Annotated in this window: 25 protein-coding genes; 16 read left to right on the top strand and 9 right to left on the bottom strand. The window is 62.0% G+C overall.

Annotated elements, in window-relative coordinates:
• The first annotated feature begins 180 nt into the window (after positions 1–180).
• Both QCE79_RS28570 and QCE79_RS28565 read left to right on the top strand, forming a co-directional pair.
• Complete coding sequence (locus QCE79_RS28570) at positions 181–1008, top strand: shikimate dehydrogenase (RefSeq protein ID WP_309849641.1); 828 nt, start codon at positions 181–183, stop codon at positions 1006–1008.
• A 151-nt stretch (positions 1009–1159) separates the two neighbouring features.
• Positions 1160–1291 (top strand): hypothetical protein, encoded by a 132-nt coding sequence (locus QCE79_RS28565; protein WP_284503858.1) that lies wholly within the window; start codon positions 1160–1162, stop codon positions 1289–1291.
• Positions 1292–1310: 19 nt separating this feature from the next.
• On the opposite strand, the gene QCE79_RS28560 is transcribed toward QCE79_RS28565, so the two are convergent.
• Positions 1311–2648, bottom strand: coding sequence for a hypothetical protein (locus QCE79_RS28560; RefSeq protein WP_309849638.1), 1338 nt, complete (start codon positions 2646–2648; stop codon positions 1311–1313).
• A 512-nt stretch (positions 2649–3160) separates the two neighbouring features.
• Here QCE79_RS28560 and QCE79_RS28555 point away from each other — a divergent pair.
• Positions 3161–3643 (top strand): hypothetical protein, encoded by a 483-nt coding sequence (locus QCE79_RS28555; protein ID WP_309849636.1) that lies wholly within the window; start codon positions 3161–3163, stop codon positions 3641–3643.
• A gap of 30 nt (positions 3644–3673) precedes the next feature.
• Here the strand turns inward: QCE79_RS28555 and QCE79_RS28550 are convergent, their stop codons facing one another.
• Complete coding sequence (locus tag QCE79_RS28550) at positions 3674–4633, bottom strand: MBL fold metallo-hydrolase (RefSeq protein ID WP_309849635.1); 960 nt, start codon at positions 4631–4633, stop codon at positions 3674–3676.
• A gap of 115 nt (positions 4634–4748) precedes the next feature.
• Complete coding sequence (gene pdxY / locus QCE79_RS28545) at positions 4749–5627, bottom strand: pyridoxal kinase PdxY (RefSeq protein ID WP_244828375.1); 879 nt, start codon at positions 5625–5627, stop codon at positions 4749–4751.
• 450 nt (positions 5628–6077) lie between these two features.
• Here pdxY and glgC point away from each other — a divergent pair, with 450 nt between their 5' ends.
• The 4 genes from glgC (at position 6078) to QCE79_RS28525 (ending at position 11213) form a co-directional block, all read left to right on the top strand.
• Positions 6078–7352, top strand: coding sequence for a glucose-1-phosphate adenylyltransferase (gene glgC / locus QCE79_RS28540; RefSeq protein WP_244828377.1), 1275 nt, complete (start codon positions 6078–6080; stop codon positions 7350–7352).
• A gap of 37 nt (positions 7353–7389) precedes the next feature.
• Positions 7390–8853 (top strand): glycogen synthase GlgA, encoded by a 1464-nt coding sequence (glgA, locus tag QCE79_RS28535; protein ID WP_250509959.1) that lies wholly within the window; start codon positions 7390–7392, stop codon positions 8851–8853.
• Positions 8854–8911: 58 nt separating this feature from the next.
• Positions 8912–9712 (top strand): SDR family oxidoreductase, encoded by an 801-nt coding sequence (locus QCE79_RS28530; protein ID WP_244828381.1) that lies wholly within the window; start codon positions 8912–8914, stop codon positions 9710–9712.
• 64 nt (positions 9713–9776) lie between these two features.
• A complete protein-coding gene (locus QCE79_RS28525; protein WP_309849627.1) occupies positions 9777–11213 on the top strand; it encodes a dihydrolipoyl dehydrogenase in 1437 nt (478 codons plus the stop codon).
• Between the two features lie 70 nt (positions 11214–11283).
• On the opposite strand, the gene QCE79_RS28520 is transcribed toward QCE79_RS28525, so the two are convergent.
• The 3 genes from QCE79_RS28520 to QCE79_RS28510 form a co-directional block, all read right to left on the bottom strand.
• A complete protein-coding gene (locus tag QCE79_RS28520; RefSeq protein ID WP_309849624.1) occupies positions 11284–11616 on the bottom strand; it encodes a hypothetical protein in 333 nt (110 codons plus the stop codon).
• 290 nt (positions 11617–11906) lie between these two features.
• Positions 11907–12800, bottom strand: a complete 894-nt coding sequence (mmsB, locus tag QCE79_RS28515) for a 3-hydroxyisobutyrate dehydrogenase (protein WP_309849621.1) — start codon at positions 12798–12800, stop codon at positions 11907–11909.
• A 13-nt stretch (positions 12801–12813) separates the two neighbouring features.
• Positions 12814–14361 (bottom strand): CoA-acylating methylmalonate-semialdehyde dehydrogenase, encoded by a 1548-nt coding sequence (locus QCE79_RS28510; RefSeq protein WP_309849619.1) that lies wholly within the window; start codon positions 14359–14361, stop codon positions 12814–12816.
• Between the two features lie 192 nt (positions 14362–14553).
• Between QCE79_RS28510 and QCE79_RS28505 the strand changes: the two genes are divergently transcribed.
• The 6 genes from QCE79_RS28505 to infA all read left to right on the top strand — a co-directional run bounded on the left by QCE79_RS28505 (position 14554) and on the right by infA (position 19515).
• Positions 14554–15516: a LysR family transcriptional regulator gene (locus QCE79_RS28505; protein ID WP_309849616.1), complete on the top strand. Its 963-nt coding sequence runs from the start codon at positions 14554–14556 to the stop codon at positions 15514–15516.
• 207 nt (positions 15517–15723) lie between these two features.
• A complete protein-coding gene (locus tag QCE79_RS28500) occupies positions 15724–16707 on the top strand; it encodes a M23 family metallopeptidase (RefSeq protein WP_309849614.1) in 984 nt (327 codons plus the stop codon).
• Complete coding sequence (locus QCE79_RS28495) at positions 16694–17050, top strand: hypothetical protein (protein WP_244828388.1); 357 nt, start codon at positions 16694–16696, stop codon at positions 17048–17050. The genes QCE79_RS28500 and QCE79_RS28495 overlap by 14 nt, the downstream gene beginning before the upstream one ends.
• Before the next feature lie 63 nt (positions 17051–17113).
• The gene (locus QCE79_RS28490; protein WP_309849611.1) at positions 17114–17554 is read left to right on the top strand and encodes a polymer-forming cytoskeletal protein; all 441 of its coding nucleotides are present in this window, start codon (positions 17114–17116) and stop codon (positions 17552–17554) included.
• A 174-nt stretch (positions 17555–17728) separates the two neighbouring features.
• A complete protein-coding gene (gene corA / locus QCE79_RS28485) occupies positions 17729–18706 on the top strand; it encodes a magnesium/cobalt transporter CorA (RefSeq protein WP_244829707.1) in 978 nt (325 codons plus the stop codon).
• A gap of 542 nt (positions 18707–19248) precedes the next feature.
• Positions 19249–19515 (top strand): translation initiation factor IF-1, encoded by a 267-nt coding sequence (gene infA, locus QCE79_RS28480; RefSeq protein ID WP_244828391.1) that lies wholly within the window; start codon positions 19249–19251, stop codon positions 19513–19515.
• A 180-nt stretch (positions 19516–19695) separates the two neighbouring features.
• Here infA and QCE79_RS28475 read toward each other — a convergent pair whose 3' ends face one another.
• From QCE79_RS28475 to zwf, 3 genes are read right to left on the bottom strand one after another with little or no spacing between them, the layout of a single operon-like run.
• Complete coding sequence (locus tag QCE79_RS28475) at positions 19696–20583, bottom strand: HAD family hydrolase (protein WP_309849607.1); 888 nt, start codon at positions 20581–20583, stop codon at positions 19696–19698.
• The gene (locus QCE79_RS28470) at positions 20580–21425 is read right to left on the bottom strand and encodes an ROK family protein (protein WP_250526624.1); all 846 of its coding nucleotides are present in this window, start codon (positions 21423–21425) and stop codon (positions 20580–20582) included. The genes QCE79_RS28475 and QCE79_RS28470 overlap by 4 nt, the downstream gene beginning before the upstream one ends.
• Positions 21426–21442: 17 nt before the next feature.
• Positions 21443–23023: a glucose-6-phosphate dehydrogenase gene (gene zwf, locus QCE79_RS28465; RefSeq protein ID WP_309849604.1), complete on the bottom strand. Its 1581-nt coding sequence runs from the start codon at positions 23021–23023 to the stop codon at positions 21443–21445.
• Between the two features lie 221 nt (positions 23024–23244).
• Between zwf and QCE79_RS28460 the strand changes: the two genes are divergently transcribed.
• From QCE79_RS28460 to QCE79_RS28450, 3 genes are all read left to right on the top strand, one after another.
• A complete protein-coding gene (locus tag QCE79_RS28460; protein WP_250466790.1) occupies positions 23245–24087 on the top strand; it encodes an arylamine N-acetyltransferase in 843 nt (280 codons plus the stop codon).
• A gap of 50 nt (positions 24088–24137) precedes the next feature.
• Positions 24138–25841 carry a penicillin-binding protein 2 gene (locus tag QCE79_RS28455; RefSeq protein ID WP_250466788.1) on the top strand — a complete coding sequence of 568 codons (1704 nt, stop codon included), beginning with the start codon at positions 24138–24140 and terminating at the stop codon, positions 25839–25841.
• Between the two features lie 124 nt (positions 25842–25965).
• Complete coding sequence (locus tag QCE79_RS28450) at positions 25966–26298, top strand: hypothetical protein (RefSeq protein WP_250493267.1); 333 nt, start codon at positions 25966–25968, stop codon at positions 26296–26298.
• The last annotated feature ends 2 nt before the right edge of the window (positions 26299–26300 follow it).

Below are 26300 nucleotides of genomic sequence, written 5' to 3'. Positions count from 1 at the left end.
CCTCCGACCACTCACCTTGCGGATTCCAAGTAAGCCAAAATCGAAGACCGTTAGTTGCCAACGCAGACAGAAGATTGAATCCAATTCCAATTTAGACTACAGTTCATCAACGCTTTTGAGCTAAGACACCCATCCGCGCAACGTCCCCCGACCGAAGCGCACAAAGGAGACATTCAAAGCATGGCGCAGGACACATCCTTCTCCGCATCGCTCGATGCGGGCTTAAGCGGCGCAACTCGCCTCTACTTCATCGTCGGCGATCCCATTGCGCAGGTACGTTCGCCCTCCGGCGTGACCGCCGCCTTGCGCAAGGCAGGACACGATGCAATCGTGATCCCGGCTCACGTCGCACCTGCCGACCTCGCCGCTTTCTTCGCCGGCGTCACGCCATTGCAAAACGTCGATGGCGTCATCATCACCGTGCCGCACAAGTTCAGCGCCGCTGGCTTTTGCGCGTCGCTCGCGGAAGAATCCGCGTTCCTCGGAGCGGCCAACATGCTAAGACGCAACGCGGACGGCTCCTGGCACGGCGGCATGTCCGACGGCGCCGCGATGGTCGCGGCCCTTGGCGACGCAGGCTGCGATCCGCAAGGAAAACGCGCGCTTCTAATCGGCGCGGGCGGAGCGGGATCGGCAATCGGTCATGCGTTGGTTAATGCGGGCGTCGCATCGCTCGCTGTCCGCGATTTCGATGCCGCGCGCACCAAAGCCCTCGCCTCGCGTTTAGCGAGTCTGGGTCGCGGCGCCGTGAGCGTCGATAGCGACTCGGGCGCGGAGAACTTCGACATCGTCGTGAATGCCTCGCCTGCCGGAATGCGCGAAGGCGATCCGCTGCCAATCGATGTATCGAAGCTCGATGCAAAGACTTTCGTCGGCGATGTCGTCACGAAGCCGCCGCTTACGCCGTTCATCGAAGCGGCGCGCGCGCAAGGTTGCCGCACCGTCACCGGCACGCAAATGTTCGGGCGCGTGTGCGACAAAATCGTGGACTATCTGTTGAAGCGCTGAGGCCGCGCCAGCCGAATAAAGGCTTCCGGTTTTGATTCCATGATCCTTACTGCACTTTGACGGCCGCGCATTCGCTTCCTTCCGAAGCGCGTGCCGATCTCAACGGCCTCTTCGACAGCAGCCCGAAGCGCACCGCGAGAGTCGCTACAGCATGAAGACGCACGACGGCGCCAAGCGCGATATCGACAGCGCGCTTGAACCGCAAGACGGTCAGTGCGTGACCACCATCCATTCCGCCCAGCGCGGCTATGCGCGGCCCATGCCTGCCCACGAGTGCTCATGAGCGGCAACGGCGGGTCGACTCATTTGCCCGCCGTCCTTTGATGGATGCGGACGCGTTGCGCCAGTTCATCCGCAACGCGTTCCACAACGGGCCGCCAGTCGCCCGCCGCATGCTGACGCAGCAGTTGCACCGAGTCGTACCACGGCTGCGTCTCGCCGGTTCCCCAACACCAGTGCGATGCAAGATCGATCATCGCCAGCACCGGCCGCCCAAGCGCGCCACCGAGATGCAAGGGCGAACTATCGATAGTCACCAATACGTCCAGCGCCGTGAGCAATGCAGCGGAGTCATGAAAATTGTCTCGATAGCGCTGCGCAACCTCGACGACACACGCACCTGCCGCGCGCATCTTTGCGATATCGTCATCGCGGCCGGGAGCAACCGGATAAAACGTCACGTTCGACAGACGCCAAAGCGGCGCAAGCGCATCGACGGGAATGCTGCGTTGACCATCGCGCCGATGCGTCGGACTGCCCGCCCAGACGATGCCGACACGCAAGTTATCGGCGCCTTCTTCTTCGAGCAAGCAGCGCCACGCCGCAACGCGTTCCGCATCGGCATGCAGATACGCGCGGCCCTCGATTTCCGCCGGCATCAAGCCTAGCCAGAACGGCATGCTCATCATGGGTATGGAGTAATCGCAGCCGCTGAATGCATGTTCCGCGACCAGCACGCAATCAGGCACGACACGCTCGATGAGCGAGTGAAGGACGTGGCGCACGGCCAGCATCGGCTCGCCGCCGTGCGCGCGCACCAACTCTGCGAATCGCGGATATAGACGCACGAACTGGATATCGTCGCCATGACCGATCTCGCTATACACAACCACGCGCCTTCCCGCGAGCGATTCACCGCGCCAGCGCGGCGCTTTACGTTCCACGCGGGTGACGACGCTCTTGTCGCCATGATGCGGGTTAGTCAAACGATGTTCGAAGCGCGTCCAGCCGTTACGCCGCGCGCCGCGACGCAATTCGAGATCGGCTAGATCGATCGGGAGATGCGGCGCATTCGGACTCTGCGCGATAGCCTGGCGGTAAAGCGCTTCCGCTTCCTCATAACGCGCCTCTTCGTTCAGATACATCGCGATCGCGCCCGTGACGAGACCGTTGTCCGGATGCAGCCTTGCGGCATCGCGCATGACCGCTTCGGCCTTTATGCAGTCATGCCGCATCCAGTGACTATGACTGAGTTGCCAGGACAGTTCGACATCGCCAGGAAAGCACTGCAGCGCGTTTGCACAAAAGTGCTCGAGCAACGCCCAATCGCCGGAATCACGTATTTCCAAAGCGTGCTTGAGTGCGTGGTTCGCGTCGGGATACTGCTTGAAATCGAATGAATCAACGAGCAGACAAGGCATGAATGAAGCGTGGAAACGAAGCGGATTATCAGTGTAGCCAACGCATGGCGTTGCGCGCGTTCAGAAACGCAAAGATATGTTTGAAAGCGCAACGATGATGCACATCGTTCCGAAGCGCTTACTCAAGCAATGAACCCGGCGACGACGAGGTTTCAGCCTGAACGGAATCACGACGACCATGAAATGGTGTGCTTCCGAATCGAGGTTGAGCGCCGCGCGGGCGTTTGCCATACTCCTCAATGTTGTCTCCTCACGCGTTCACCCTAACGGGATTTCAACCGGACGCGCTCTCGCCGCCTACCCCGGGCGGCATTTTTTTATCCGTCTGTCTTGCTAACTAATCGACGGATTTTCCTCAGACACTTCAAGCGTTTTTCTGTCAGCGCTTAGTGACAAAATAACGCCAAAATTAAGCACTCTTCCGCGCTTCGTAGCAGTGCCAATTGACAGCCACTTGCCAAGCATGAAAGCATCGCCGTCGATCTTCCTCAAAGCCACCGGAGACATTCGCGATGATCTACCACGCATCCATTCCCGCCCGCGATCCACAACACGTCGCCAACGTGCTCGCCGAACTCTGGAACGGTTTCGCCGCGCCGTTTCCATCGTTTCCCGACTCGTGGATGGCCGTCGCCGGCGATGACTGCGGCAGCATCATCGAAGTCTATCCGGGCGATCGCGTCATCACGCCCGGCGGCGGCGCGGAAACCAGCGTGAGTTTTGGCGCGGGCAAGGTCGACCGTCCGCAATACAGCGCGTTTCATATGGCGATTGCCACGCAGATGGACGCGGCGCAAGTGATCGCCATCGGCGAACGCGAAGGCTGGCGTGCGGTGCGCTGCACGCGGGGCCGCAATTTCTTCGACGTGATCGAACTATGGATCGAAAACTCGACGATGCTCGAATTCCTCACGCCCGACATGCAGGCGCAGTACCTCGCATTCGCCACGCCGGAGAACTTCAAGGCAATGGCCGCAGCCGCCGCGACCGCGTGATTGACGACCAAACGCGAACGGCCGCGCGCATCATTCCTGCAACGCGGTCCACATTTCCTTGTCGCGCTCGGCGGTCCAGATGCGCGGATGCGTGATCCCGCTCGCTTCGTCGAAGGCGCGCGAGACATCGAAAGGCAGGCAATGCTCGTAGATGAAGACGTGGCCGAACTTCGGGTCCATCGACTTGCGTGCGAGCGCCATCGCGCCCTTGAGGTCGAGTCGTTGCGCAACGGCTTCGCGCCCGGCGGCAAGCAGTGTCGTGACGAAGTCCTTTGTGTAGCCGAGACCCTTGTGCACATCTTGAGGCGTGAGCAACGCGGGGCCGCGGCCCGGCACGAGCTTCCGCGCATTCAGCGCGCGCAAGGCTTCGAGCGTCGTGGGCCATTGCGCGAGCTGGGCATCGCCGCAATAACACGCGGCGTCGTATTCGACCAGATCGCCCGAAAACAGCACGTCCTGCGATGGCAGCCATACGACCGTATCGCCCTTCGTGTGACCCGCGCCGAGATGCGCGATGCGCACTTCGAGCTTGCCTAGCCAGAGCGTGATCTCGCGATCGAACACGAGCGTGGGCCATGTCAGGCCCGGCACCGTCTCGACGCCTGCGAAGAGGCGCGGAAAGCGCTCGATCTCCGACTTCATGTCCGCCTCGCCGCGCTCGACGATCATCTCGTACGTGCCACGGCTTGCGATGACCTGCTGCGCGCCTTCCGCAAAATACGCCGATGCGCCCAGCACGCGCACCGCGTGATAGTGCGACAGCACGACGTACTTGATCGGCTTGTCGGTGACGCTGCGAATCTTCGCGATGAGATCCTGCGCCATTGCGGGCGTCGCGGTCGTATCGACGATCAGCACGGCGTCGTCGCCGACGATCACGCCCGAGTTCGGATCGCCTTCTGCCGTATAGGCCCAGGCGTTCTCGGAGAGCTGCGTGAAGGTGATCTTCTTCTCTTCCAGGTCCGCCTGGGATGCGAAAGCCTTTGCCATGTCGCGCTTCCATGAGTGAGGGTCGGTGAATCATCGACGCCCATCTGGCGGCTTGTCAAAAGCAACCGCGCGTTCTGTCAGCCAACCAAGGGTAAATACGGGGCGCGTGGCCGGACTATCGCCGCGCCATCTCGGTGCCCGACACGCGAATAGCCGGAAACCAGTCGGTGGGCTTTGCGATCTCGTCCTGCGAGGCGACGATCTCCAGTTCGTAACGCCCTGCATCGTAAGTCGTCTTCACCACCGCGTTGACGGCCGCGAGCGTGTGTTCGAGCGCGTGGCGCAAGGAATCGCCCTGCAAGGTGCGCGCGACGAACACACCGCTCGTCAGATCGCCGACGCCCACTGGCTGACGCGCGAACGGATACAGCGGACGCTGCGCGAACCACGCTTCGTGCGCGTTCACGGCCAGCATGTTGAAGGTATCGGCGCGACTGTTGCGGTCGAGCAGATGCTTGACGAGCAGCGTGCGCGGCCCGCGCGCGATTACTTCGCGGCAGGCATCGACGGCTTCTTCCACCGTCTCGATCGGCCGGCCCGCGAGCTTTTCGAGTTCGAGGTGATTGGGCATCATGGCATCGGCGACTTCGGGCATGGTCGTCACGAGGAAGTCTTCGATGCCCGGCGCCACCGTGCAGCCGCCCGTCACGCCCATGACCGGATCGCAAAAGAAGAGCGCGCGCGGATTCACCGCCTTCACCATCTTCACGATCTCGACCACCGCGCGGCCTTGCTCGGTCGCGCCGAGAAAGCCCGACAGCACGGCGTTGCAGCGGCCGAGCACGCCGATCGCGCCGATACCTTCGATCACGCTCTGGAGCTCGTCGGCGTCGACCACGCTACCGGTCCAGCGGCCATATTGCGTGTGATTGGAGAACTGCACCGTGTTGAGCGGCCAGACGTTGACGCCGAGACGGCGCATTGGGAAAACCGCCGCGCTATTGCCGGCGTGGCCGAACACCACATGCGACTGGATACTCAGGACGTTGTTCATGTTTTTGATTCCCGGGTGCGGCTTGTTCGGTCAGGAGAATGCCGCATGGCATGCGGCTTCTCTTCGTGCTCGCAAGCGTTGCGTGTGGATCGCGAAGCTTGCATAGCCGTATTGTGCCGTGCCTTAACGCACCGCGGCATCGTCCACGCACGATAAATTGCGCAACTGCAACACCCAAGAAGGCCGCCGCACGGGCGTTCGGCACGCTGTTTGCTCGAAAATGCCGCCAGCATTTCCGTGCACTGCGCGCGGCAGCGCGGATCGGTGGAACAAAAAAAGAGCGACATCGGTACACGAATGCCGACGCGCACCGGATAATGCTTCCACCCTGTTCGTGCGCGCGAACTCATGGACCTACCCCAAGCCAGCGAGCTCGCGCGCCGCCAGCATACGAGGACGAACAAGAGAGCAGCATCAATTCACTAGTCGCAGGTCAAATCAGGAGCTGACATGGAGACGTCGTCAAAGAATCGCACCGATTTGCAAAAGTCGACCCTGGCAATCGTCCTCGCCGGAGGGCGCGGCACTCGTCTCGGACCGCTTACCGACAGGCGCGTCAAACCTGCCGTGCACTTCGGCGGCAAGTACCGCATCGTCGATTTCGCTTTATCGAACTGCCTCAACTCGGGCATCCGCCGTATCGCCGTCGTCACGCAATACAAGGCTCACTCGCTGTTGCGCCATCTTCAGCGCGGCTGGGGTTTCCTTCGCGGCGAGTTCAACGAGTTCATCGATATCTGGCCGGCGCAGCAGCGCGTCGATTCGAGCTGGTATCGCGGCACGGCCGACGCCGTGTTCCAGAACCTCGACATCATCCGGTCGATTGCGCCGGAGTTCATCATCGTGCTGGCGGGCGATCACATCTACAAGATGGATTACACGCGCATGGTGCTCGACCACGTGGAGAGCGGCGCGGATTGCACGGTCGGCTGCATCGAAGTGCCGCGCATGGACGCGACCGCCTTCGGCGTGATGCATGTCGATGAAAATCGCCGTGTGACGGACTTCCTGGAGAAGCCCGCCGATCCGCCCGCCATGCCCGGCAAGCCCGACGTGGCGCTCGCGAGCATGGGCATCTACGTGTTCAGCGCGAAGTATCTTTACCACCTGCTCGAAGAGAACATCGCCGCGTCGAACACGGATCACGACTTCGGCAAGGACATCATTCCGCGCGTGGTGACGAGCGGCACGGCCATCGCGCATCCGTTCAGCATGTCGTGCGTGACCTCCAGCGCCGATCCCGAAGCGCCCGCTTACTGGCGCGATGTCGGCACCGTGGATGCCTACTGGGCCGCAAACCTCGACCTTGCATCGACCATCCCCGAACTTGATTTGTACGACCGCAAATGGCCGATCTGGACCAATCAAGAACAGTTGCCACCAGGCAAGTTCGTGCGCGATCTCAACGGCCAGCAAGGCGCGATCACCAATCTGCTCGTCTGCGGCGGCTGCGTGATCTCGGGTTCGCAAGTTTCGAAGTCGGTGTTCTCGTCGGCGGTGCGGGTGCACTCGTTCTGTAACATCAATGAGGCAGTCTTGTTGCCTCAGGTGACGATAGGACCGAGTTGCCGATTGCAGCGCGTGGTGATCGATCGCGGTTGCACGGTACCGGAAGGTCTCGTGATCGGCGAAGATCCGGACGACGATGCCGCGCGCTTTTTCCGCACGGAGTCCGGCGTCACGCTCGTCACGCGCGAAGCGTTGCAGCGGCTCGCGGATCGTTGAAGCCACGAAGTAGTCAACTCAACCTACGGGAGCGCCGATGACCGTGTGCGTGCTGCATGTTGCAGCAGAAATGTTTCCGCTGTTGAAAACCGGCGGCCTCGCCGACGTAGTCGGGGCGCTGCCGCCGGCGCAATCGCAACTGGGCACGAACGCGCGCGTGGTGCTGCCGGGCTTTCCCGCCGTGCTCGAAGGTCTCACCGGCATCGAGCCCGTCGCGGATCTGGGCGCTGCGTTCGGTGCCGGCAATGTGCGGCTCGAACGCGGTGTGTTGCAGCCGCATGGCGTAATCGTCTACGTCGTGCGGGCCGACCAGTTTTACGACCGTCCGGGCAATCCTTATCTCGATGCCGCGCATCGCCCGTATGCGGACAACGACCGGCGCTTCGCGCTGCTCGGCTGGAGCGCGGCACGTATCGCTGGCGGCGCCGATCCCGCTTGGCAGCCGCAGATCGTGCACGCGCACGACTGGCATGCGGGCCTCGCGCCCGCCTACATGCGCGCGTTCGAGCGTGAAGGCGCGCCGCGCGTCGCCACGGTGATGACGGTGCACAACCTTGCGTATCAGGGCGTCTTTCCCGCGTCCGAGTTCGGCGCGCTGCAATTGCCGGGCGACTTTTTCGCGGTCGATGGCGTCGAGTTCTATAGTCATGTCTCGTTTCTGAAGGCCGGGCTTTACTACGCGGACCGCATCACCACGGTGAGTCCGACTTACGCCCGCGAGATCCAGACGCAAGCCCACGGCGCGGGTCTGCATGGCCTGTTGCAGTCGCGTACCCACGACATCACCGGGATTCTGAACGGCGTCGATTATTCGATCTGGAGCCCTGCCGTCGATGACTCCATCGCGTCGCGCTACACGGCCGCGAAGCCATCGGCGAAAAGCAAATGCAAAGCCGCCTTGCAGGAGCGCATGGGCCTCACGCGCGATGACGACGCCCTGCTCTTCGGCGTCGTCAGCCGCCTGACCGAGCAGAAGGGTCTCGACCTGCTGCTTTCCGCCGTGCCGGATATCGTGCAGCGCGGCGGCCAGCTCGTCGTGCTCGGCACGGGCGACCCGGCGCTCGAAACCGGCATGAAGAACGCGGCGCTCGCGCATCCGGGCGCGGTGGCCGTCGAACTGGGTTTCGACGAAACGCTCTCGCATTCGATCATCGCGGGCAGCGATGTCGTCATGGTGCCGTCGCGCTTCGAGCCTTGCGGACTCACGCAGCTTTATGCGCTGTCGTATGGCGCGCCGCCGCTCGTGCATCGCGTGGGCGGGCTTGCGGATACGGTCGTCGATTGCTCGCTGGAAAATCTCGCGGATGAACTCGCGACCGGCTTTACCTTCGATGTCTTCGACCGCGCGGGAATCGTCGGCGCAATCCGGCGCGCGTTCGCGTTGAAAGCGCGTCGCACGGAGTGGAAGACCGTCGTCAAACGCGCAATGACGCAGAACTTCGGCTGGGAGACGGCGGCATTGCGCTACGCGGAGGTCTATCAGGGCGTGCTCGGCGCGTGAACGTGCCGGGCGCGCACCTTGCTTGCCGCCACGTGACGCAAATCACACGGAAACGCTCATGCAACGATCCCTCGAAGGCCAGATCGCGCTCGTCACGGGCGCGAGTTCCGGCATCGGCGCGGGTGTCGCCCAGTCGCTCGCCGATGCCGGCGCGAAAGTCGCCATCAACTATCACTCGCACGCGGAACCCGCCGAAAAGCTCGCCGCCGAGATTACGGCGAATGGCGGCGATGCCTTCGCCGTCGCCGCCGACGTCTCCGACGAACACGAAACCGACGCCATGTTCGATGCCGTCGTCAAGCGCTATGGCACGGTGGATATCGTCGTGGCGAACTCCGGCCTGCAAAAGGACGCGAGGTTCACCGAACTCACGCTCGACGACTGGCGCCGGGTTATCGACACGAACCTGACCGGGCAATTTCTCACCGCGCAGCGCGCGGTACGCGAGTTTCAGCGGCGCGGGCCGCGGCCGGTGTCGAAGGCGCTCGGCAAGATCATTTGCATGAGTTCGGTTCACGAGATCATTCCGTGGGCAGGGCACGTGAACTACGCATCGTCGAAAGGCGGCATTCAGATGATGATGAAGTCGCTCGCGCAGGAAGTCGCGCCGCTGCGCATCCGCGTCAATTCCATCGCGCCCGGTGCCATCCGCACGCCGATCAACAAGGACGCGTGGGACACGCAGGAAGCGCTCGACCGGCTGCTCACGCTCGTGCCTTATGGGCGCGTCGGCGAAGTGGAAGACATCGGGCGCGCGGCGGTCTGGCTCGCCTCCGACGACAGCGATTACGTCATCGGCACGACGCTCTTCGTCGACGGCGGCATGACGCTTTACCCCGGTTTCGCCGACAACGGATGATCTGTTCGTCCCGACAACAAACGAAGGCCAGCGGGCCGCAACCACATAACCAACGGGACATACGATGAAGACAATCACAGTAGACGTCGCCGTGATCGGGGCGGGCACGGCCGGTCTCGCCGCGTTTCGCGCGGCAAGCGAGGCTGGCGCGAAGGCCGTCGCGATCGAAAGCGGCGAACTGGGAACGACGTGCGCGCGCATCGGCTGCATGCCGTCGAAGCTCTTGCTCGCCGCCGCGAATGGCCTGCACGACGCGCACGCGCTGGCTCCGCGCGGTATCGAAGGCACGCATGCGCTCGATGCCAATTTCGCGCACGTGCTCGACTATGTGCGGCACGAGCGCGATCACTTCGTGAATAGCGTGATCGAGGAAACGAAGCCGTTTCCCGACGGGTCGATCCTGCGCGGCCACGCCCGCTTCGACGGGCCGACGACGCTCGTCGTCAGCGACGAGACGCGCATCGAGGCGAAAACTATCGTGATCGCGACGGGCGCGGCGCCCGTGATTCCCGACGAGTTGAAAGTTTTCGAGGACAAACTCATCACGAGCGACGATCTGTTCGAACTGCACACGTTCCCAAAGCGCATGGCCATCTTCGGCGCGGGACCTATCGCGCTGGAACTCGGACAGGCGCTGTCGCGGCTGGGCGTCGAAATATTCATGTTCGCGAAAGGCGGCGGCGTCGGCGCGATCAGCGACACGCCCGTGCGCGATGCGCTCGCCGCCGCGCTCGCCGACGAGTTCTATCTGGATGCGGATGCGAAGATCGACGAAATGTCGCTCATGGACGGGCAACCGACGCTGCGCTTCAAGACGCCCCAAGGCGACGAGCGCATCGAGCGCTTCGATCTCGTGCTCGCCGCGACCGGACGCGCGCCGAATCTGCAGCCGCTCGACCTCGGCAAAACGGGCATCGAGCTGAACGACAAGGGCGCTCCGCTCTTCGACGAAAACACCATGCAATGCGGCAAGAGCGCGATTTTCATTGCAGGCGATTGCGACGGCACCCGTCCCTGGCTACAGGATGCCGCCGACGAAGGCAAGCTCGCAGGCGACAATGCCGCGCGCTTCCCGGACGTGAAGCCGGTCAAGCGCAAGGTGCCCTTTTCCATCGTGTTCTGCGAGCCGCAGGTGGCGATCGTCGGCGCAGCCTACGACGATCTCGACAAGCAGATGACGGTGACGGGCGAAGTATCGTTCGAGACGCAAGGACGCAGTCGGGTAATGCGGCAGAATCGCGGCCTTCTCCATATTTACGCCGATGCCAAAACCGGCAAGCTGCGCGGCGCGCAAGGCTGCGGCCCGGCGATGGAACATCTCGGGCATTTACTCGCCTGGGCAATGCAACTCGACTTGACGCTGGACGAAACGCTGAAGCTGCCTTTCTATCACCCGGTTGTCGAAGAAGGATTGCGCACCGCGTTAAAAGATGCGAATAGAAAGTGCTATGAAGAACGCTCGGAGACGCCACCGGGATTGCCCAGCGCCGCAGGTTATTGAACGCCTGAAACGAGAAAGGCCGGCTGCAAAAGCAGCCGGCCCTTTTTTACTTAGAGCAAGAATGCGTGATTTAGCTTTGGCTCAAGCCATATTGCAGTGCAAGGTCAAAACCGAGCACGACGAGCGAACAAAACAGCCCCAGCGACAAATTCGCAAGGCGATGCCCCACGTCCTTATGCTTCGTCAACACCGCGCCCGCCAGGAAAGCAATTTCAACGATGACCTGCATGGCGAACACGGCGACCATCAGCGCGAACTCATAACCCATCGCGTTGAAGTTCATGAAATTAAAGCCGTTGACCGCAACGTAAGACCCTACTCGCCAGATTTCGTATGCCAATAATAGCAACGGGAAAAAGTAGCTGGCTACATAAGTCGGCAGCGTGGCGTGCCGCAGTTCCATGTTTAAGTGTCGTGTTACTTGCATCGCGTACTCCTCGTCTGAGCGCCCGACAGGCCGGGCTAATCGCCTGCATCCAGTAACGCCATTGCAGCCGTGTTTTAACAGTACAAGGGCGTCGTGCTTTCAGAATAGGACAATTTTCGAGAAAGCGAATCATCGTTATCCCGATGATTCCACCCAGTAAGGGGTTTAAAGCGACATGGTGCAGTGCAGCTTAATAAAGCGATTATTACGTTAAGACGAATTAGGCACGCACGTGCGTGCCTAATTAACCTATTGCTTAATCTGCGTTACCGCTCTTGGGTTTTTCCGTATAACTTGATAATGCCCGAAAAGTCGAGTCCGCCTAACCCCTGCTGGCTCATCGACTGATACAACTGTTGTGCCAGAGCGCCCATGAAGACGGGCTGTCTCGCGCCGCGCGCGGCATCGACTGCAAGGCCGAGATCTTTGAGCATGAGATCCGCGCCGAAGCCGCCGCTATATCCGCGCGAAGCCGGCGCGGTTTCGACAATACCCGGATAGGGATTACACGTATCCGAACTCCAGCAACGCCCCGTCGATGTATTGACGATACTCGCCAGTTTCGAAGGATCGATACCGAGCGTTTCTCCGAGTTTCATTGCTTCGGCTACGCCGATCATCGAAATACCAAGCAGCAGGTTATTGCAGATCTTCGCAATCTGGCCCGTTCCGGTTTCGCCGCAACGCACAATGTTTTTACCCATGCCCGCCAACACGGGACACAAGGTTTCGAAAAGCGCTTCTTCCGCGCCGACCATGAAGGTGAGCGTGCCAGCCTGCGCGCCGACCACGCCGCCCGACACCGGCGCGTCCGCGAACGGATTGCCGTGCTCCGCCGCCGCCGCGCCGATGAACTTCGCGGTCGCCGGGTCGATCGTGCTGCTGTCCACGAGCGGAACGCCTGCCTTGACGCCCGCGAGCACGCCGTCATCGCCGAGATAGACCGCCTTCACGTGCGCGGCGGCGGGCAGCATGGTGATGACCACTTCCGCGTCCCGCACCGCGTCGCTCGGGCGCGCGGCGAGCGTCGCGCCTGCCGCTTTCGCCGCATCGAGCGCGGGCGCGGAAAGATCGAACGCCGTCACCGCGTGACCGGCCTTGAGGAGATTCGCCGCCATCGGGCCACCCATGTGCCCGAGTCCGATAAAGCCGATATGCATCGCTGTCTCCTGTTTAACGCAACGCGATGGTCGTGTTGACGCCGTCGTTGACGGTGGCGTCGTCGAACCAGCGCGCGGTCACGGTTTTAGTCTGCGTATAGAACTGCACGACCTGCTTGCCGTACGGACCGAGATCGCCGAGCTTCGAGCCGCGCGATCCCGTGAAGCTGAACGCGGGCACCGGCACCGGAATCGGAATGTTGATGCCGACTTGACCGATATCGATCTCGCTCTGGAACTTGCGCGCCGCCGCGCCGCTTTGCGTGAAGAGGCCGACGCCGTTGCCCATCGGATTGCGGTTCACGAGTTCGATCGCGTCTTCGAGCGTCGCCGCTTCCAGCACGCATAGCACCGGCCCGAATATCTCCTGCTTATAGATGGTCATCTCGGTGGTGACGCCCGTGAAAATAGTCGGCGCGATGAAGTTACCGCTCTCGTAGCCTTCGACCGACACGTCGCGTCCGTCGAGCGCGAGCGTCGCGCCCTCTTCCACGCCTTGGCCGATCAGCCCGAGAATGCGTTCCTTCGCTGCCTTCGATACAACCGGCCCGACATCCGTATTCGGCTCCGTCCCGCCGTTGACTTTGAGCGAGCGCGCGCGTTCGACGAGTTCCGGCACCCAGTCCTTGGCCGCGCCCACGAACACCGCGACCGATGTCGCCATGCAGCGTTGTCCCGCCGCGCCGAAGCCCGCGCCCGCGAGCGCGTTGAGCGTCTGCTCCTTGTTGGCGTCGGGCAGGACGACGGCGTGATTCTTGGCGCCCATCATCGACTGGACGCGCTTGCCGTGCTGGCTTGCGAGGTTGTACACGTGCGTGCCGACCGCCGTCGAGCCGACGAAGGAAATCGCGCGGATCAGCGGATGCGTGCAGATGGCATCCACCACTTCCTTGCCGCCGTGCACGACGTTGAGCACGCCCGCCGGAATGCCCGCTTCGACCGCGAGTTCGACCAGTTCCATGGTCGAAAGCGGATCTTGTTCCGATGGCTTCAGCACGAAAGTGTTGCCGCAGACGATCGCCATCGGGAACATCCAGAGCGGGATCATGGCCGGGAAGTTGAAAGGCGTGATGCCCGCGCAGACGCCAATCGGCTGGCGCAGCGTGTAGGTATCCACGCCGCCCGCGACGTTCTCCGAAAACTCGCCCTGTTGCAGCGTGCTGATGGAACACGCATGTTCGACGACTTCGAGGCCGCGGAAGATATCGCCTTCGGCATCGGCCAGCGTCTTGCCTTGCTCGGCGGTCAGCGTCTGCGCCACGCGTTTCAGGTTCTGCCGCACCAAATCCTGAAAGCGCAGCATGAGGCGCATGCGCACGCCGAGCGGTGTGGTGCGCCAAGTCTGAAACGCCTTGTGCGCGGCAGTGACGGCGGCATCGACTTCTTCCTTGGTTGCGAACGGCACGCGGCCGACGACTTCCTGCGTCGCCGGATTGACGATATCGCGCCAATCCGCAGTCTTCGAGTCGATGAATTTGCCGTCGATCAGCAATTTGGCCGTGCGAGTCGACGTGTCTGCGCGAGCCGCGCCTTGAGCCGGATGTTCAGCAGCAATATTCACGAATGTCTCCTTGTTGGAATGTCATGCAGAAAGGACGAACGGAAGCGACGGGACGCGCCAGAAGGCCAGCGGCAAGGGAATGAGCATGTCGTCTCCGGAATCGTTATCGGCGCGCCGTCATGCAGCGCAGTCATACCCTTGAGTATAGTTATGCAAAAGTCCATCGACGCGCCATAAAAACACCCGATCGATATGCAAAAACACACGAACTTCGATCTAAGCAAACTCAACTGGGACGACCTGCGCTATTTCCTCGAAGTTGCCCGCACGCAGCGCGCGAGCCACGCCGCCAAGCGGCTGGGCGTGGATTACACGACGGTCGCGCGGCGCATTCGCGTGCTGGAAGACGCACTCGGCGCGCTGCTCTTCGATAAATCTCGCAGTGGCGGTTTCGTCCTCACGGCGGAGGGACAACATCTGCTCGGTTTCGTCGATTCGATCGAGACCACGGTACAGTCCGCCACCGAGCAGATCGCCAACACGGGCCACGCGCTGTCCGGCCACGTGCGTGTCGGCTCGACGGAAGGTTTCGGCTGCTTCTTTCTCGCGCCGCAACTCGCGCGCTTTCAAGATGCGCATCCGAACATCTCCATCGATCTGCTGCCCGTGCCGCATTTCGTGAGTCTCTCGAAACGCGAAGCGGATATCGCCGTCACGCTCGAACGCCCGGAGCAAGGCCAGTACGTCTACACGAAGCTCTGCGATTACCGGCTCAAGCTCTACGCCACCGCCGAATATCTCGACGCGCATCCGCGCATCCAGACGAAGGACGATCTGCCGCGTCATCGTTTCGCGAGTTATATCGACGATCTCGCCTTCAGCTACGAGCTGCTCTATCTGGAGCGCGCGGTGCCGGGCGCGGTTTCGCGCTTTCGCAGCACGAGCGTGATCGGGCAGTACTTCGCCGCGTTGCAGGGCCGCGCGCTCGCCATTCTGCCGTGCTTCATGGCCGCGCCGGATGCGCGACTCGTGGCGGTGTTGCCGGAGCAAGTCGAAGTGACGCGGGCGTTCTATCTTTCTTGCCGCGAGGACTTGCGCAAGCTCAGACGCATCACGACAGTGTGGGATTACTTGCGCGAAGCAGCGGACGCCAATCGCGCGTTTCTCATGGGCAGCGACTCGAACATGACGTGGGTCGACGTCAAGACATCCTGATTAATTCCGAGAGAAATAAGGCAAAATACGGAATTCGTAGCATTTTGATTCGAGACCTCAAATACGCGCATTCGTGCGGCATAATCGCCGGCCGGTTTCCATGTTCGATCCGCGCCGCGATCCTCCTATCCTCATGCTTTCGCCTAGTTTCATCCTGCTTCAATCCGCACGGGCTCACGACGCCCGTTCTGCTCGCGCGTCTCGCTAATGGCTTTCGTCATCTGGTCACGGCGATCGGTATCGAGCAAGCGCATTCGCTTCGTCGAAGCGCGTACCGCGCGTGCAATCGCCGTCGTCGCGCTGATCGCGCTGCTCATCGCGGCGTTCGCGCTCGGCATTGCCATCGGCACGATCTTCGGGCGCAGTCATCTCGGCGAGGAACACGCGCTCGTCTCGCGCAATTCCTACGAGATCGAACAACTCGGCCGTCTCAATGCCTCGCTGATCGAACTCGCGCCGCGCGTGGAAAGTCTTGCCGCGCAAGTCGGCGAACTGCACGATTTCGACGCTCACCTCAAGGCCGCGAACGGCGGCGAGGGCGGAGCACCCGGTGTCCACGACGTCCCGCCGCTGCCCGATAGCGACGAAGGCGGCCCCGCACTCGATGGCGCGGGCGGCCCTGAATTGCCGCCGCATCTTTGCGATACGAACAGCAGCGCGACCGGCTCGCCCCGGCAGCGCATGAAGCGCGCCGAGCAGATCATCGACTGTATCGGCGACAAACTCTCGCTGCTCCAGGACAAGACCTTTGCACACTACGCCGCCTACATGGCCTACCCCGGCCGCGATCCCGCGCCGGGCTCGCACTTCGGCTCGCCTTACGGCAATCGCTTCGACCCGTTCACCGGCAGGCTCAGTTTCCATCCCGGCATGGATCTGGTCGCGCCCACGGGCACACCCATTCTCGCGAGTGCGGGCGGTCGCGTGGTCCAGGCCGGCGAGCATTCCGGCTATGGCAATGCGGTGGATATCCGTCACAGCAACGGCGTCGTCACGCGTTACGGCCATGCATCGAAACTGCTCGTGCATCAGGGCGAGTACGTGATGCCGGGACAAGAGATCGCCGAAGTCGGTTCCACGGGGCGTTCGACCGGACCGCATCTGCACTTCGAGGTGATCCTCGATGGCGCGCAGATCAATCCGAAGCCCTATCTCATGCTTTTCAGGGGCATCGCTCATGCGCAAGGCTGATTCCAAACGGGCGTCGATGCAACTCGCGCGCCACACCTACTCGCTCACGCCCAAGCGCAGTCTCGCGTTCGTACCGGGCGTCATCGCCGCGGTCTGCGCCATCGCCGCGCTCGGCGCTGCCGGCTATTCGCTCAAGACTTCGCACGAACAGGCGCGCAAGCTCGACGTGCTGTGCGCGCCGCCCGCCCCCGAACAGACGTTGCGCGATCAACTTCAGCATGCGCAATTCGCGCTCGAACAGGAAGCCGCAACGCGCACGGCGCTCGAACAACGCGCGGCGCAGGCCACCGCGCAGATCGAGAAATTACAGACCGATCTCGCCTTCCTCAAGAAACAGCGTTGATGCGCTTCTCGCAGCGCCGCCGGCGTCGCTCGTCACATCCAAACAGCATTGCAAGGACTCGATATGTTTTCATCGAAGAAAGACACTCAAGGCGTGAAGCAAGCCAAGCTCGCCACGCTCATCGCGCATAACGTTCATATCTCGGGCGACCTCGAATTCAGCGAGGGCCTGCGTATGGACGGTCAGGTCACTGGCAACGTGACGGGCCGCATGGGCGACGAGTCGCTGCTCGTCGTGAGCGATCAGGGCGCGATTCACGGCAACGTCGTCGCGCACGATGTGATCATCAACGGACGCGTGGTCGGCGACGTCACCGTCGCGAATTTCGTCGAGCTTCAGTCCAACGCTCACGTGCACGGCAACATCTACTATCAAAAGTTGCGCATGGATGTCGGCGCGACCGTAGAAGGCAAGCTGACTCGGCTCGATTCGATGCAAGGCGGCCTCGTCCCCACGCTGCCCGCGCCCGAACCCATTCCCGTACTCGATTACTCGGCGAAATAAGGCGTCGCGTTCTTGCAGCAAGGGAAACAGCGAGCATGCAAGGCGAGGCATTTCCGCTAAGATTCGAGAGATGAAGAGGCCACGCGCTCGCGCCCTCGCATGTCGCTCGTACATGACGCGGCCCGAGCGCCCATCGACGCGTGGCCCGTGACATCGACACAACAAGGGCGCCCCATGCTGGTCAATTGCGCGGCTTATCAAAACGGCCGGAAGCTCGCGGACGTGCATATCGACGATATCAACGCTTATCGCGATCTGCCCGATTCTTTCATCTGGGTTGCATTGAAGGAACCTGGTCCCGGCGAACTCGCCCACATGACGCATCAGTTCGGCTTGCACGAACTCGCGGTTGAAGACGCGCAAAACGGCCATCAACGTCCGAAGATCGAGGAATACGGCGATTCGCTATTCGCCGTGTTCCACACTGTCGAGTTCGATGAAGAAGGCGAAGTGCTCGTTGGCGAGATGAACGTATTCGTCGGCAAGAACTATGTGCTCTCGGTGCGTAACCGGACAACGCAAGGCTTTCAGGAAGTCAGAAAGCGCTGCGAGCGCGAGCCGCATTTGCTCAAGCACGGTCCGGCGTTCGTGATGTACGCGCTGCTCGACGCGGTGGTCGATCGTTACTTTCCCGTGCTGGAATCGCTCGGCTCGGAACTCGATGAAGTCGAGGAGCGCATCTTCGAACAGAACGGCTCGACGGCTTCGCGCGAGATCATCGAAGATCTCTATTCGCTCAAGCGCCGCATGACGATCTTGCAACATCACACGGCGCCGTTGCTCGAAGCAGTCAGCAAACTGTATGGCGGACGCTCTCCGGGGGTGTGCGCGGGCATGCAGGAATATTTCCGCGATGTGTACGATCACTTGTTGCGAATCGTGAAGACCATCGAAGGACGTCGCGAAATGATCGTCACCGCGATACAGGTGAATCTCGGCCTGATCGCGCTCTCGGAAAGCGAAGTAACCAAGCGTCTCGGTTCGTTCGCCGCGCTCTTTGCCGTACCGACCATGATCGCCGGCATCTACGGGATGAACTTCCATCGCATACCCGAGCTGGACTGGGCTTACGGCTATCCTGCGTGTCTTGCTGTCATGCTAGCGGTGGATTTAGTACTATATTGGCGCTTCAAGAAGGCAGGTTGGCTATAATGCTGTCTTGCAGAGCTCGCGCCTGGCGCCAAAACGGAACCAAAGCGCGATTTCATTTGTCTAACAGAACATGTCGGCGCGAGGCGCTCCAGGGTCTGTCGGCAGGCTCACCGGTTCTGAGCTGGTAGCTTGAATTGACGCGAAACGGCCTCATATTTCCTCCAGACTGTTGCCAGCGCGCATTCGACACGTTCACTCTAAGCTTCACCTGTACCGCACCAACCGCACGTCGGCAAATTTCAAGGTCCTGCACGGCCTTGGCCACGCCGATGTCGCCGTCCCGGTCATGCCGGCCAGGCGCTCACTTCCGAGCCGCCATGTCGTTCCGGCCTCTGTCCGTCAAGCTCTCGGGCCTGAATTGAGACGCGGCGCGCTCATCGTCAGGGGCGCGTCGGGCACCGCTTTCGCGCTTTGTTTGCGATGCACGCCGCCCTGCAGCGACCACGCCCGTGCAGCGCCGCCCGCCTTTTTGGCGACTTCCGCGGCGAGGCACTGTGGCAATGGCGCGGCACCCATGATTACTACTTCAACAGGAGCTCCATATGGCGAAAGAAGAACTACTCGAACTCGACGGTATCGTTGATGAAGTGCTTCCCGACAGTCGCTACCGCGTGACGCTGGACAATGGCGTCGTCGTGGGCGCATACGCCTCGGGCCGCATGCGCAAAAACCACATTCGTATTCTCGCGGGCGACCGCGTGACGCTGGAATTGTCGGTGTACGACCTGACCAAGGGCCGTATCAACTTCCGGCACAAGGACGAACGCGCAGGCAGCGGCGGCCCGCGTGCGCCGATGCGCCGTCGTTAAGCAGGAACGTCGTACATGCGGTAACGGTTTGATCAGGAACGCGCCCGCCCGATCCGCGGCAAACGCGTGCATTACCTTGAGCGGATCTTCACAACTTCGACGCGGCCGCTAGCCAGCCCGGTCGGGCAAACCGCCACGGCTGCGCCACGCGTCGATGTCTGTACATTTCGCTTAATCGAGCTATCGAGCGGCCCGCATCGCCAATATGGCGTCGAGGCCGATAGCGAAACCGTCTTCGTCATTGCTTGCCGAAACCAGGCTCGCGCGCCGTTGCACGGCCTCCGACGCTTGCCCCATGGCAATCGACACACCCGCGATCTCGAACATGGCGACATCGTTGCCCATGTCGCCGAGCACGGCCACACGATCCAGCGGCACATTCGCGCGCTTCGCCAGCTCGCGCACGGCGTCGCCCTTATTAGCTTCGAGGCTCGTGACATCGAGGTAATAGGTTTGCGAACGCGCCGCGTGTGCGCGATCCTTCAGCCGCTCCTCCAACCGTTTCTCGACCTGTTCGATCAGCGTCGCATTCGAAGTCGAACCGACGATCTTGTCCACCGCCGACAGATCGAGTTCGTCGAAGCGCTGTACGCGCACGCCTTCGTAGCCCACGGTGCGCGTTTCGAGCGGCACGTATTCGCCATCGGGATTGGTCAAGTACCAGTTATCGTCGATGAACACCCAGGCATCCACGCCCGTTTCGGCAAGCGTGTCCAGCGCGGTCTGCACGGCATCGCGCGGCAGTTTGTGCGCGGCGAACGTTTCCCACGTTCCCGGCTGAACCAGACTGCCGCCGTTGTAGGACCCAAACGGCAAATCCACGCCGAGCGTCTTCACGATATGACGCATGCCCTTGCCCGGCCGGCTGCTCGCCACCGTGAACTGCACGCCCGCTTCGCGCAGGCGCCGCACGGCGTCGACGGCTTTGTCGCCGAGCGTCTTGTCGGTGTAGAGCAGCGTGCCGTCGCAATCGGTGACGACGAGTTCGACCTTCGCGAGCGCCTCGAACGCGGCGGCGCCGTCGCCGGTTGCGCTATGGAGGCCGTAGCGGATATCGGCGGCGCTCATGCTTGCGCTCCCTTTTCCTTGTCCGCGTGCTGCGCATTGAAATGCGGCAACTGACGCGTTTCCCGCACGGAACGCGGATGCCAGAGCTTCGCGCCGCCTTCGATGCCCGCCGCGTTCGACACCACCGCCACGTTCGGCGGTAACTCGAACTTCAGATTCGCGGCATTGCCGCCGCCGATCCACAGCTTGTCGTAATTCACGAGCGACGACAGAATGCCGATGACCTTCTGAACGCGCTTGTTCCAGCGTTTATTGCCCGCCTTCTCGCGCGCCGCCGCGCCGATGTATTGGTCATACGCGTCGCCCTTCTTCGACACTGGATGATGCGCGAGTTCCAGATGCGGCATGAGTTCGCCGTCGCGAAAGAGCGCGGTGCCGGCGCCGGTGCCAAGCGTCAGCACGAACTCCAGGCCGCGCCCTTCGATAGCCGCGAGCCCCTGCATTTCGGCATCGTTGATCATGCGCACGGGCACGCCGCCGACGCGCTGCGAGATCAAATCCGCGAGCGGGATGCCGTTCCAGTATTCGTTGCCGAGATTGGGCGCGGTCAGGACGACGTTGTTGCGCACCACGCCCGGAAAGCCGATGGAAATATGCGTCGGCGGTTCGGCAACGAGCGGCTCGACCAGCTTGATGAGCGTATCGACGAGCACTTCGGGCGTCGCCGGATGCGGCGTGGCCACGCGCAGGCGATCGCTCTTCATTTCGCCTTCTTCCGAGATGATTGCGGCTTTCAAGCCCGTGCCGCCCACGTCGATGGCGAGAATGCGCTCGGCGCGCGCGGCGCCTTTGTCGATGGTCGTGCGGCTCTTGGTTTTTTTCGCTACGGATGTCGTGCTCACGCTTTTCGTCCCCTTGATCAGTCGGTTTTCTTGATGGTGTCGGTAAGCGAGCGCCACGCGCGGCCATCGGCTGCGAGCAGCTTGTCGGATGCCTCGGGCCCCGCGCTACCGGCCGGATACCCGTGCACCTCGACCTCGCCGTCATGCGGATGCAGTACGTCGTCCACCGCGGCCCATGCCGTCTCGATGCTGTCCGCGCGCTGAAACAGCGTCTCGTCGCCGAGCATGCAGTCGTAGAGCAGCGTTTCGTAACCGACGTTGGCGCGCTCCGCGAAGAAATCGCCGTAATTGAACGCCGAGCGCACCGCGCCGATCTGCATGATCGGTCCCGGCACCTTCACGTTGAAGTCGAAACTCGTGCCGTGCGCCGGATCGATACGCAGCGTGAAGACGTTGGGCGTGAGTTCATCGACGGGCGTGTCGCGGAACAGGCGAAACGGCACGGCCTTGAGATAGATCGAAATCTCCGTGCGGCGCTCGGTCAAACGCTTGCCAGTGCGCAAGTAAAACGGCACGCCCGCCCAGCGCCAGTTGTCCACATAGACGCGCGCCGCGGCATAGGTTTCGGTGCGGCTGTCTTTCGCGACGCCGTCTTCTTCCTTGTAACCCTTGCCCGCTGGACCGGCCTCGTACTGGCCGAATACGACGTCTTTAGGATGCAGCGGCACGATTGCATCGAACACCTCGGCTTTCTTGTCGCGCACGGTTTCGGCGTCGAAGGAATTGGGCGGCTCCATCGCCACCATGCCGAGCAACTGGAACAGATGGTTCGGCAGCATGTCGCGAAATGCGCCGGTCTGTTCGTAGAAGCTGCCGCGCCCTTCCACGCCGATGGTTTCCGCCGCCGTGATCTGCACGTGATCGATGTACTCGCGCCGCCACATCGGCTCGAACATGGCGTTGGCGAAGCGCACGGCGAGAATGCTCTGCACCGTGTCCTTGCCGAGAAAATGGTCGATGCGATAAACCTGCGACTCCGACGCATACGAAAGAATGCAGCGATTGAGCTCCTGCGCCGTGGCCAGGTCGGTACCGAACGGCTTCTCGATGACGAGGCGGCGGAAGCTGCCGTCCTTCTCTTCCAGCAGGCCCGCGCTGCCGAGATGCTCGACGATAGGCCCGAAGAACCGCGAGCTCACCGCCAGATAGAACACGACGTTGCCGCCCTTGGCCTTTGCGAGCCGGCTTTTGAGGCGCTCGAAGGTTTCGTCTTCGGTGAATTCGCCCGCGAAGTATTCGAGCCGCTCGGTGACCCAGCTCCACGCTTTTTCGTTGAGTTGCGACGTGTGGAACGTGCTCGCTTTGTCGGCGGCGAACTTGCGTAGCGACTGCGTCAGCTCATCGCGCCAGTCGGCGGTTTCGCGCTCGCCATGATTGACGCCGATGATCTGCATGCCGTCGTCGAGCAAGCCATCCGATGCGAGGTTGTAGAGCGCGGGCATCAGGAGCCGCTTGGTGAGATCGCCGCCCGCGCCGAAGATGACCAGCGTGCAAGGCGGCGCGGGATGCTTGCCGGCAAGCGGCGTGGCCTGTTCCGGCTTTTGCCCGCTCAATTGCGTTGGATTCGATTGCTGTGCTTCGTTGTTCTCGTTCGGCATGACTCGTTCGCCCCTTGATCGTTTTGTGCAGTACTCAGGACAGACCCCGAGCGACGCGGCACAGTTCAAAAGCTTGCAGTGCTTTGCGGTAGAAGCAATAAAAACGTATGGTTTTTGTAATTCGCAACCTTACGTGTCGTAAAATATGCGCGCCAGCGGCGTGGGTACGGGCGGTGCGGGGCATGCGTCATCATCAACCATCAATACGACACGGACCTCACATGAATGCCGACGATACCAAGATCGACCTGCCCGCCTATTACAAACGCATCGGCTACGAACAAACGCAGCATACGGCGGCCACGCTCGAAACACTGCGCGCCTTGCATGCGCTGCACCCGCAAGCCATCCCGTTCGAAAATCTCGATGTCCTGCTCGGCCGTCCCGTTCGCCTAGATCTTGCCTCGGTTCAGCGCAAGCTCGTGACCAATGCGCGCGGCGGCTATTGCTACGAACACAATCTGCTGTTCCGCAGGGTACTAGAAGCGCTCGGTTTTCGCGCGCGAGGTTACGCGGGACGTGTGCTGTGGGGCCGCGACGATCCCGCCATGCCGCCGCGTGCCCACATGCTGCTGATCGTCGATCTCGACGAAGGTCCCTTCCTCACGGATGTCGGTTTCGGCGGCATGACGCTCTCCGCGCCGCTCGCGCTCAAGTCCGGGCTTGAACAGATCACGCCGCATGGCGCGTTCCGGCTCGACGGCATCGAAACCGGAACCATGCTGCCGGGCTACATTTTGAACGCCTATATCGACGGCGACTGGAAGCCGGTCTATCGCTTCGACCTCGATCCGCAATATGACGTCGACTACGAGATGTCGAACCATTTCGTGTCGACTTACCCGAGTTCCGTCTTCGTGAACAACCTGCTCGCGGCACGTCTTGCGCCCGGCAAGCGTTACGGGCTTTTCAACCGGCGCCTGAGCGTGCACGACGACCGCGAAGGCACGAGTCATCGCGAACTGAAGACGATAGAAGAACTAAGGCGTGTGCTGTCGGACGAGTTCGCCATTCGTCTGCCGGACGCCGCCGATCTCGATGGCGCGCTCGCGCGGCTTCCGTAACGCATCGAGCGCAACGCCGATCCCACTCCCAGCACACGCACGAGACCACGATGCTCAAGAAAAAGACGCGCGGCGGCAGCGATTTTCAGACTCATCATCGCAGTACGATGCTCGCGCGGCAGTTGCCCGCGTGGCGTTCGCAACTCGTGGTGATCGGCCTTGCCGCGGCTTTTTTCGCGCTCGCCGGACGAGCGGCGTGGGTGCAGGTGGTCGACCGCGAGTTCTATATCGGCGAAGGTCAGAAGCGCTATCAGCGCACGCTCTCCTTGCAGGCGACGCGCGGAAAGATAGTGGACCGTCACGGCGCCATGCTCGCCGTCAGCCTGTCGACGTATGAAGTCTGGGCAAGCCCGAAACTCTTCGACGGCACGCGCGGCGACGACATTGCCCAACTGCTCGGCATGCCCGCGCGCGATTTGCAAAGACGCGTCGAAACCGGCCGCAGCTTTGTATTGCTCAGGCGGCAAGTGGAGGCCGAGACAGCGGAGAAGATCGCGCAGATTGGGCGCGCGGGCATCACGCTCGTGCCGGACACCAAGCGCTTTTATCCGGAAGGCGAATCGGCGGCGCATATCGTCGGCTTCACCGACAACGAGGACAACGGTCAGGAAGGCGTCGAACTCGCGGCGAACGCGCGTCTGACAGGCGAAGCGGGTCAGCGCGAAGTGATTCGCGACCGGCTCGGGCGCGTGATCTCGCAGATCGGCGAGCCCGACTTGCCGCAAAACGGCGAGACCATTGCGCTCACCATCGACCGGCGCATTCAGCAGCTTGCGCATACGCATCTGAAGGCGGCGATTGCGAAGCATCGGGCACGCGCGGGCAGTGTCGTCGTGCTCGACGCCAAGACCGGCGAAGTGCTCGCGCTCGCCAACTATCCGACCTTCGACCCGAACGACCGCAGCCATTTGACCGGAGAGCAACTGCGCAATCGCGCGCTCACCGATACCTTCGAGCCCGGCTCCACCATCAAGCCGCTGGTCGCCGCGTTGTCCATCGACCTCGGCAAGACGCGGCCGGAGACGCGCATCGATACGTCGCCCGGCACGCTCAAGATCGGCCCGAACGTGATCCACGATACGTCGAATCACGGCGTCATCACCGTGTCGGAGGCGGTGCAGATGTCGAGCAACGTCGCGCTCACGAAGCTCGCGCTGCAGATTCCCGCGCAGACCATCTGGGACAAGTACCGCGATTACGGCATCGGCCGCGCGCCGGAGCTGACTTTTCCGGGCGCGGCGGTCGGCAGGTTGCGCGCGCCCGAGCGCTGGAAGCCGATCGAGCAGGCGACCATGGCTTATGGCTACGGCATGTCGCTGTCGCTCGTGCAGATTGCGCAGATCTATACGGCCTATGCTGGCGACGGGCGCTTTCACGCAGCCACGCTGATTCAGGGCGAAACGCGCCGCGACCCGTTGCAGGTCACGAAGCCCGCCACCGCGAAGGCCGTGCGCAACATGCTGGAAATGGCGATGGGCCCGAACGGCACCGGCCGCGCCGCCGCGGTCGAAGGCTATCGCGTGGGCGGCAAGACCGGCACGGCGAGGAAGCAGATCGGGCGGTCGTATGCGGCGAACAAGTATCGCGCGTCGTTCGTCGGCATCGCGCCGATGAGCGATCCACGCGTGATCGTCGCGGTAATGATCGACGAGCCGTCGGGCACGACGTATTACGGCGGGACAGTGGCGGGGCCGGTGTTCTCTGGCATCGTCGGCGCGACGTTGCCATTGCTGGGCGTGCCGCCGGATGCTTGAGCGGGCGCGCACTTTGCTGCCAAATCATCGAGCGCGAACCTTGCCGCATGTCCGCCTTATCGAACTGTAAAGGCCCTGTGCTCTAATGCGGGTTCGCAGAGAACAACGGTCATTCGGGAGACTCATGAAGAAATATGTCGCGGCGCTAGCGCTGCCTTTGCTCATTACCGCGTGCGGCCGTTTCCATAATGCCGATGCCGGGCAACCCGAAGTCGAAGCCGCATCCACGGATAACCGGGTCGGCGAAATCGTCCAGTGCATCACCGACGAAGCAAAGAAGCACGACACCAAATACAAGTCGACGCCAATCCCGCAGGGCACCATGCTCGAATTCGGTGATTCTAACGTCGTCAAGGTCCGCTACGACAACGGCGAAACCACGTACCGCTTTTATCCCGGCGAGCGCCACGCATCGAATCTTTGGATCGAAGGCGCTGGCAAGAAGTGCGCGCCCTGAAT

It is taken from the genome of Caballeronia sp. LZ003 (assembly GCF_031451465.1).
Lineage (GTDB): Bacteria > Pseudomonadota > Gammaproteobacteria > Burkholderiales > Burkholderiaceae > Caballeronia.
The sequence above is the reverse complement of the archived record's forward strand: the minus strand, read 5'-3'. Positions and strand labels throughout refer to the sequence as shown.

Excerpts from the sequence above, each read along its gene's own strand:
- QCE79_RS28490 (WP_309849611.1), top strand. The coding sequence starts at position 17,114 with ATGTTTTCATCGAAGAAAGACACTCAAGGCGTGAAGCAAGCCAAGCTC.
- QCE79_RS28565 (WP_284503858.1), top strand. The coding sequence starts at position 1,160 with ATGAAGACGCACGACGGCGCCAAGCGCGATATCGACAGCGCGCTTGAA.
- QCE79_RS28520 (WP_309849624.1), bottom strand. The coding sequence starts at position 11,616 with ATGGAACTGCGGCACGCCACGCTGCCGACTTATGTAGCCAGCTACTTT.
- QCE79_RS28460 (WP_250466790.1), top strand. The coding sequence starts at position 23,245 with ATGAATGCCGACGATACCAAGATCGACCTGCCCGCCTATTACAAACGC.
- pdxY (WP_244828375.1), bottom strand. The coding sequence starts at position 5,627 with ATGAACAACGTCCTGAGTATCCAGTCGCATGTGGTGTTCGGCCACGCC.
- corA (WP_244829707.1), top strand. The coding sequence starts at position 17,729 with ATGCTGGTCAATTGCGCGGCTTATCAAAACGGCCGGAAGCTCGCGGAC.
- glgA (WP_250509959.1), top strand. The coding sequence starts at position 7,390 with ATGACCGTGTGCGTGCTGCATGTTGCAGCAGAAATGTTTCCGCTGTTG.
- QCE79_RS28555 (WP_309849636.1), top strand. The coding sequence starts at position 3,161 with ATGATCTACCACGCATCCATTCCCGCCCGCGATCCACAACACGTCGCC.
- QCE79_RS28475 (WP_309849607.1), bottom strand. The coding sequence starts at position 20,583 with ATGAGCGCCGCCGATATCCGCTACGGCCTCCATAGCGCAACCGGCGAC.
- QCE79_RS28525 (WP_309849627.1), top strand. The coding sequence starts at position 9,777 with ATGAAGACAATCACAGTAGACGTCGCCGTGATCGGGGCGGGCACGGCC.
- infA (WP_244828391.1), top strand. The coding sequence starts at position 19,249 with ATGGCGAAAGAAGAACTACTCGAACTCGACGGTATCGTTGATGAAGTG.
- QCE79_RS28450 (WP_250493267.1), top strand. The coding sequence starts at position 25,966 with ATGAAGAAATATGTCGCGGCGCTAGCGCTGCCTTTGCTCATTACCGCG.
- QCE79_RS28550 (WP_309849635.1), bottom strand. The coding sequence starts at position 4,633 with ATGGCAAAGGCTTTCGCATCCCAGGCGGACCTGGAAGAGAAGAAGATC.
- glgC (WP_244828377.1), top strand. The coding sequence starts at position 6,078 with ATGGAGACGTCGTCAAAGAATCGCACCGATTTGCAAAAGTCGACCCTG.
- QCE79_RS28570 (WP_309849641.1), top strand. The coding sequence starts at position 181 with ATGGCGCAGGACACATCCTTCTCCGCATCGCTCGATGCGGGCTTAAGC.
- QCE79_RS28495 (WP_244828388.1), top strand. The coding sequence starts at position 16,694 with ATGCGCAAGGCTGATTCCAAACGGGCGTCGATGCAACTCGCGCGCCAC.
- zwf (WP_309849604.1), bottom strand. The coding sequence starts at position 23,023 with ATGCCGAACGAGAACAACGAAGCACAGCAATCGAATCCAACGCAATTG.
- mmsB (WP_309849621.1), bottom strand. The coding sequence starts at position 12,800 with ATGCATATCGGCTTTATCGGACTCGGGCACATGGGTGGCCCGATGGCG.
- QCE79_RS28500 (WP_309849614.1), top strand. The coding sequence starts at position 15,724 with ATGGCTTTCGTCATCTGGTCACGGCGATCGGTATCGAGCAAGCGCATT.
- QCE79_RS28455 (WP_250466788.1), top strand. The coding sequence starts at position 24,138 with ATGCTCAAGAAAAAGACGCGCGGCGGCAGCGATTTTCAGACTCATCAT.
- QCE79_RS28560 (WP_309849638.1), bottom strand. The coding sequence starts at position 2,648 with ATGCCTTGTCTGCTCGTTGATTCATTCGATTTCAAGCAGTATCCCGAC.
- QCE79_RS28530 (WP_244828381.1), top strand. The coding sequence starts at position 8,912 with ATGCAACGATCCCTCGAAGGCCAGATCGCGCTCGTCACGGGCGCGAGT.
- QCE79_RS28505 (WP_309849616.1), top strand. The coding sequence starts at position 14,554 with ATGCAAAAACACACGAACTTCGATCTAAGCAAACTCAACTGGGACGAC.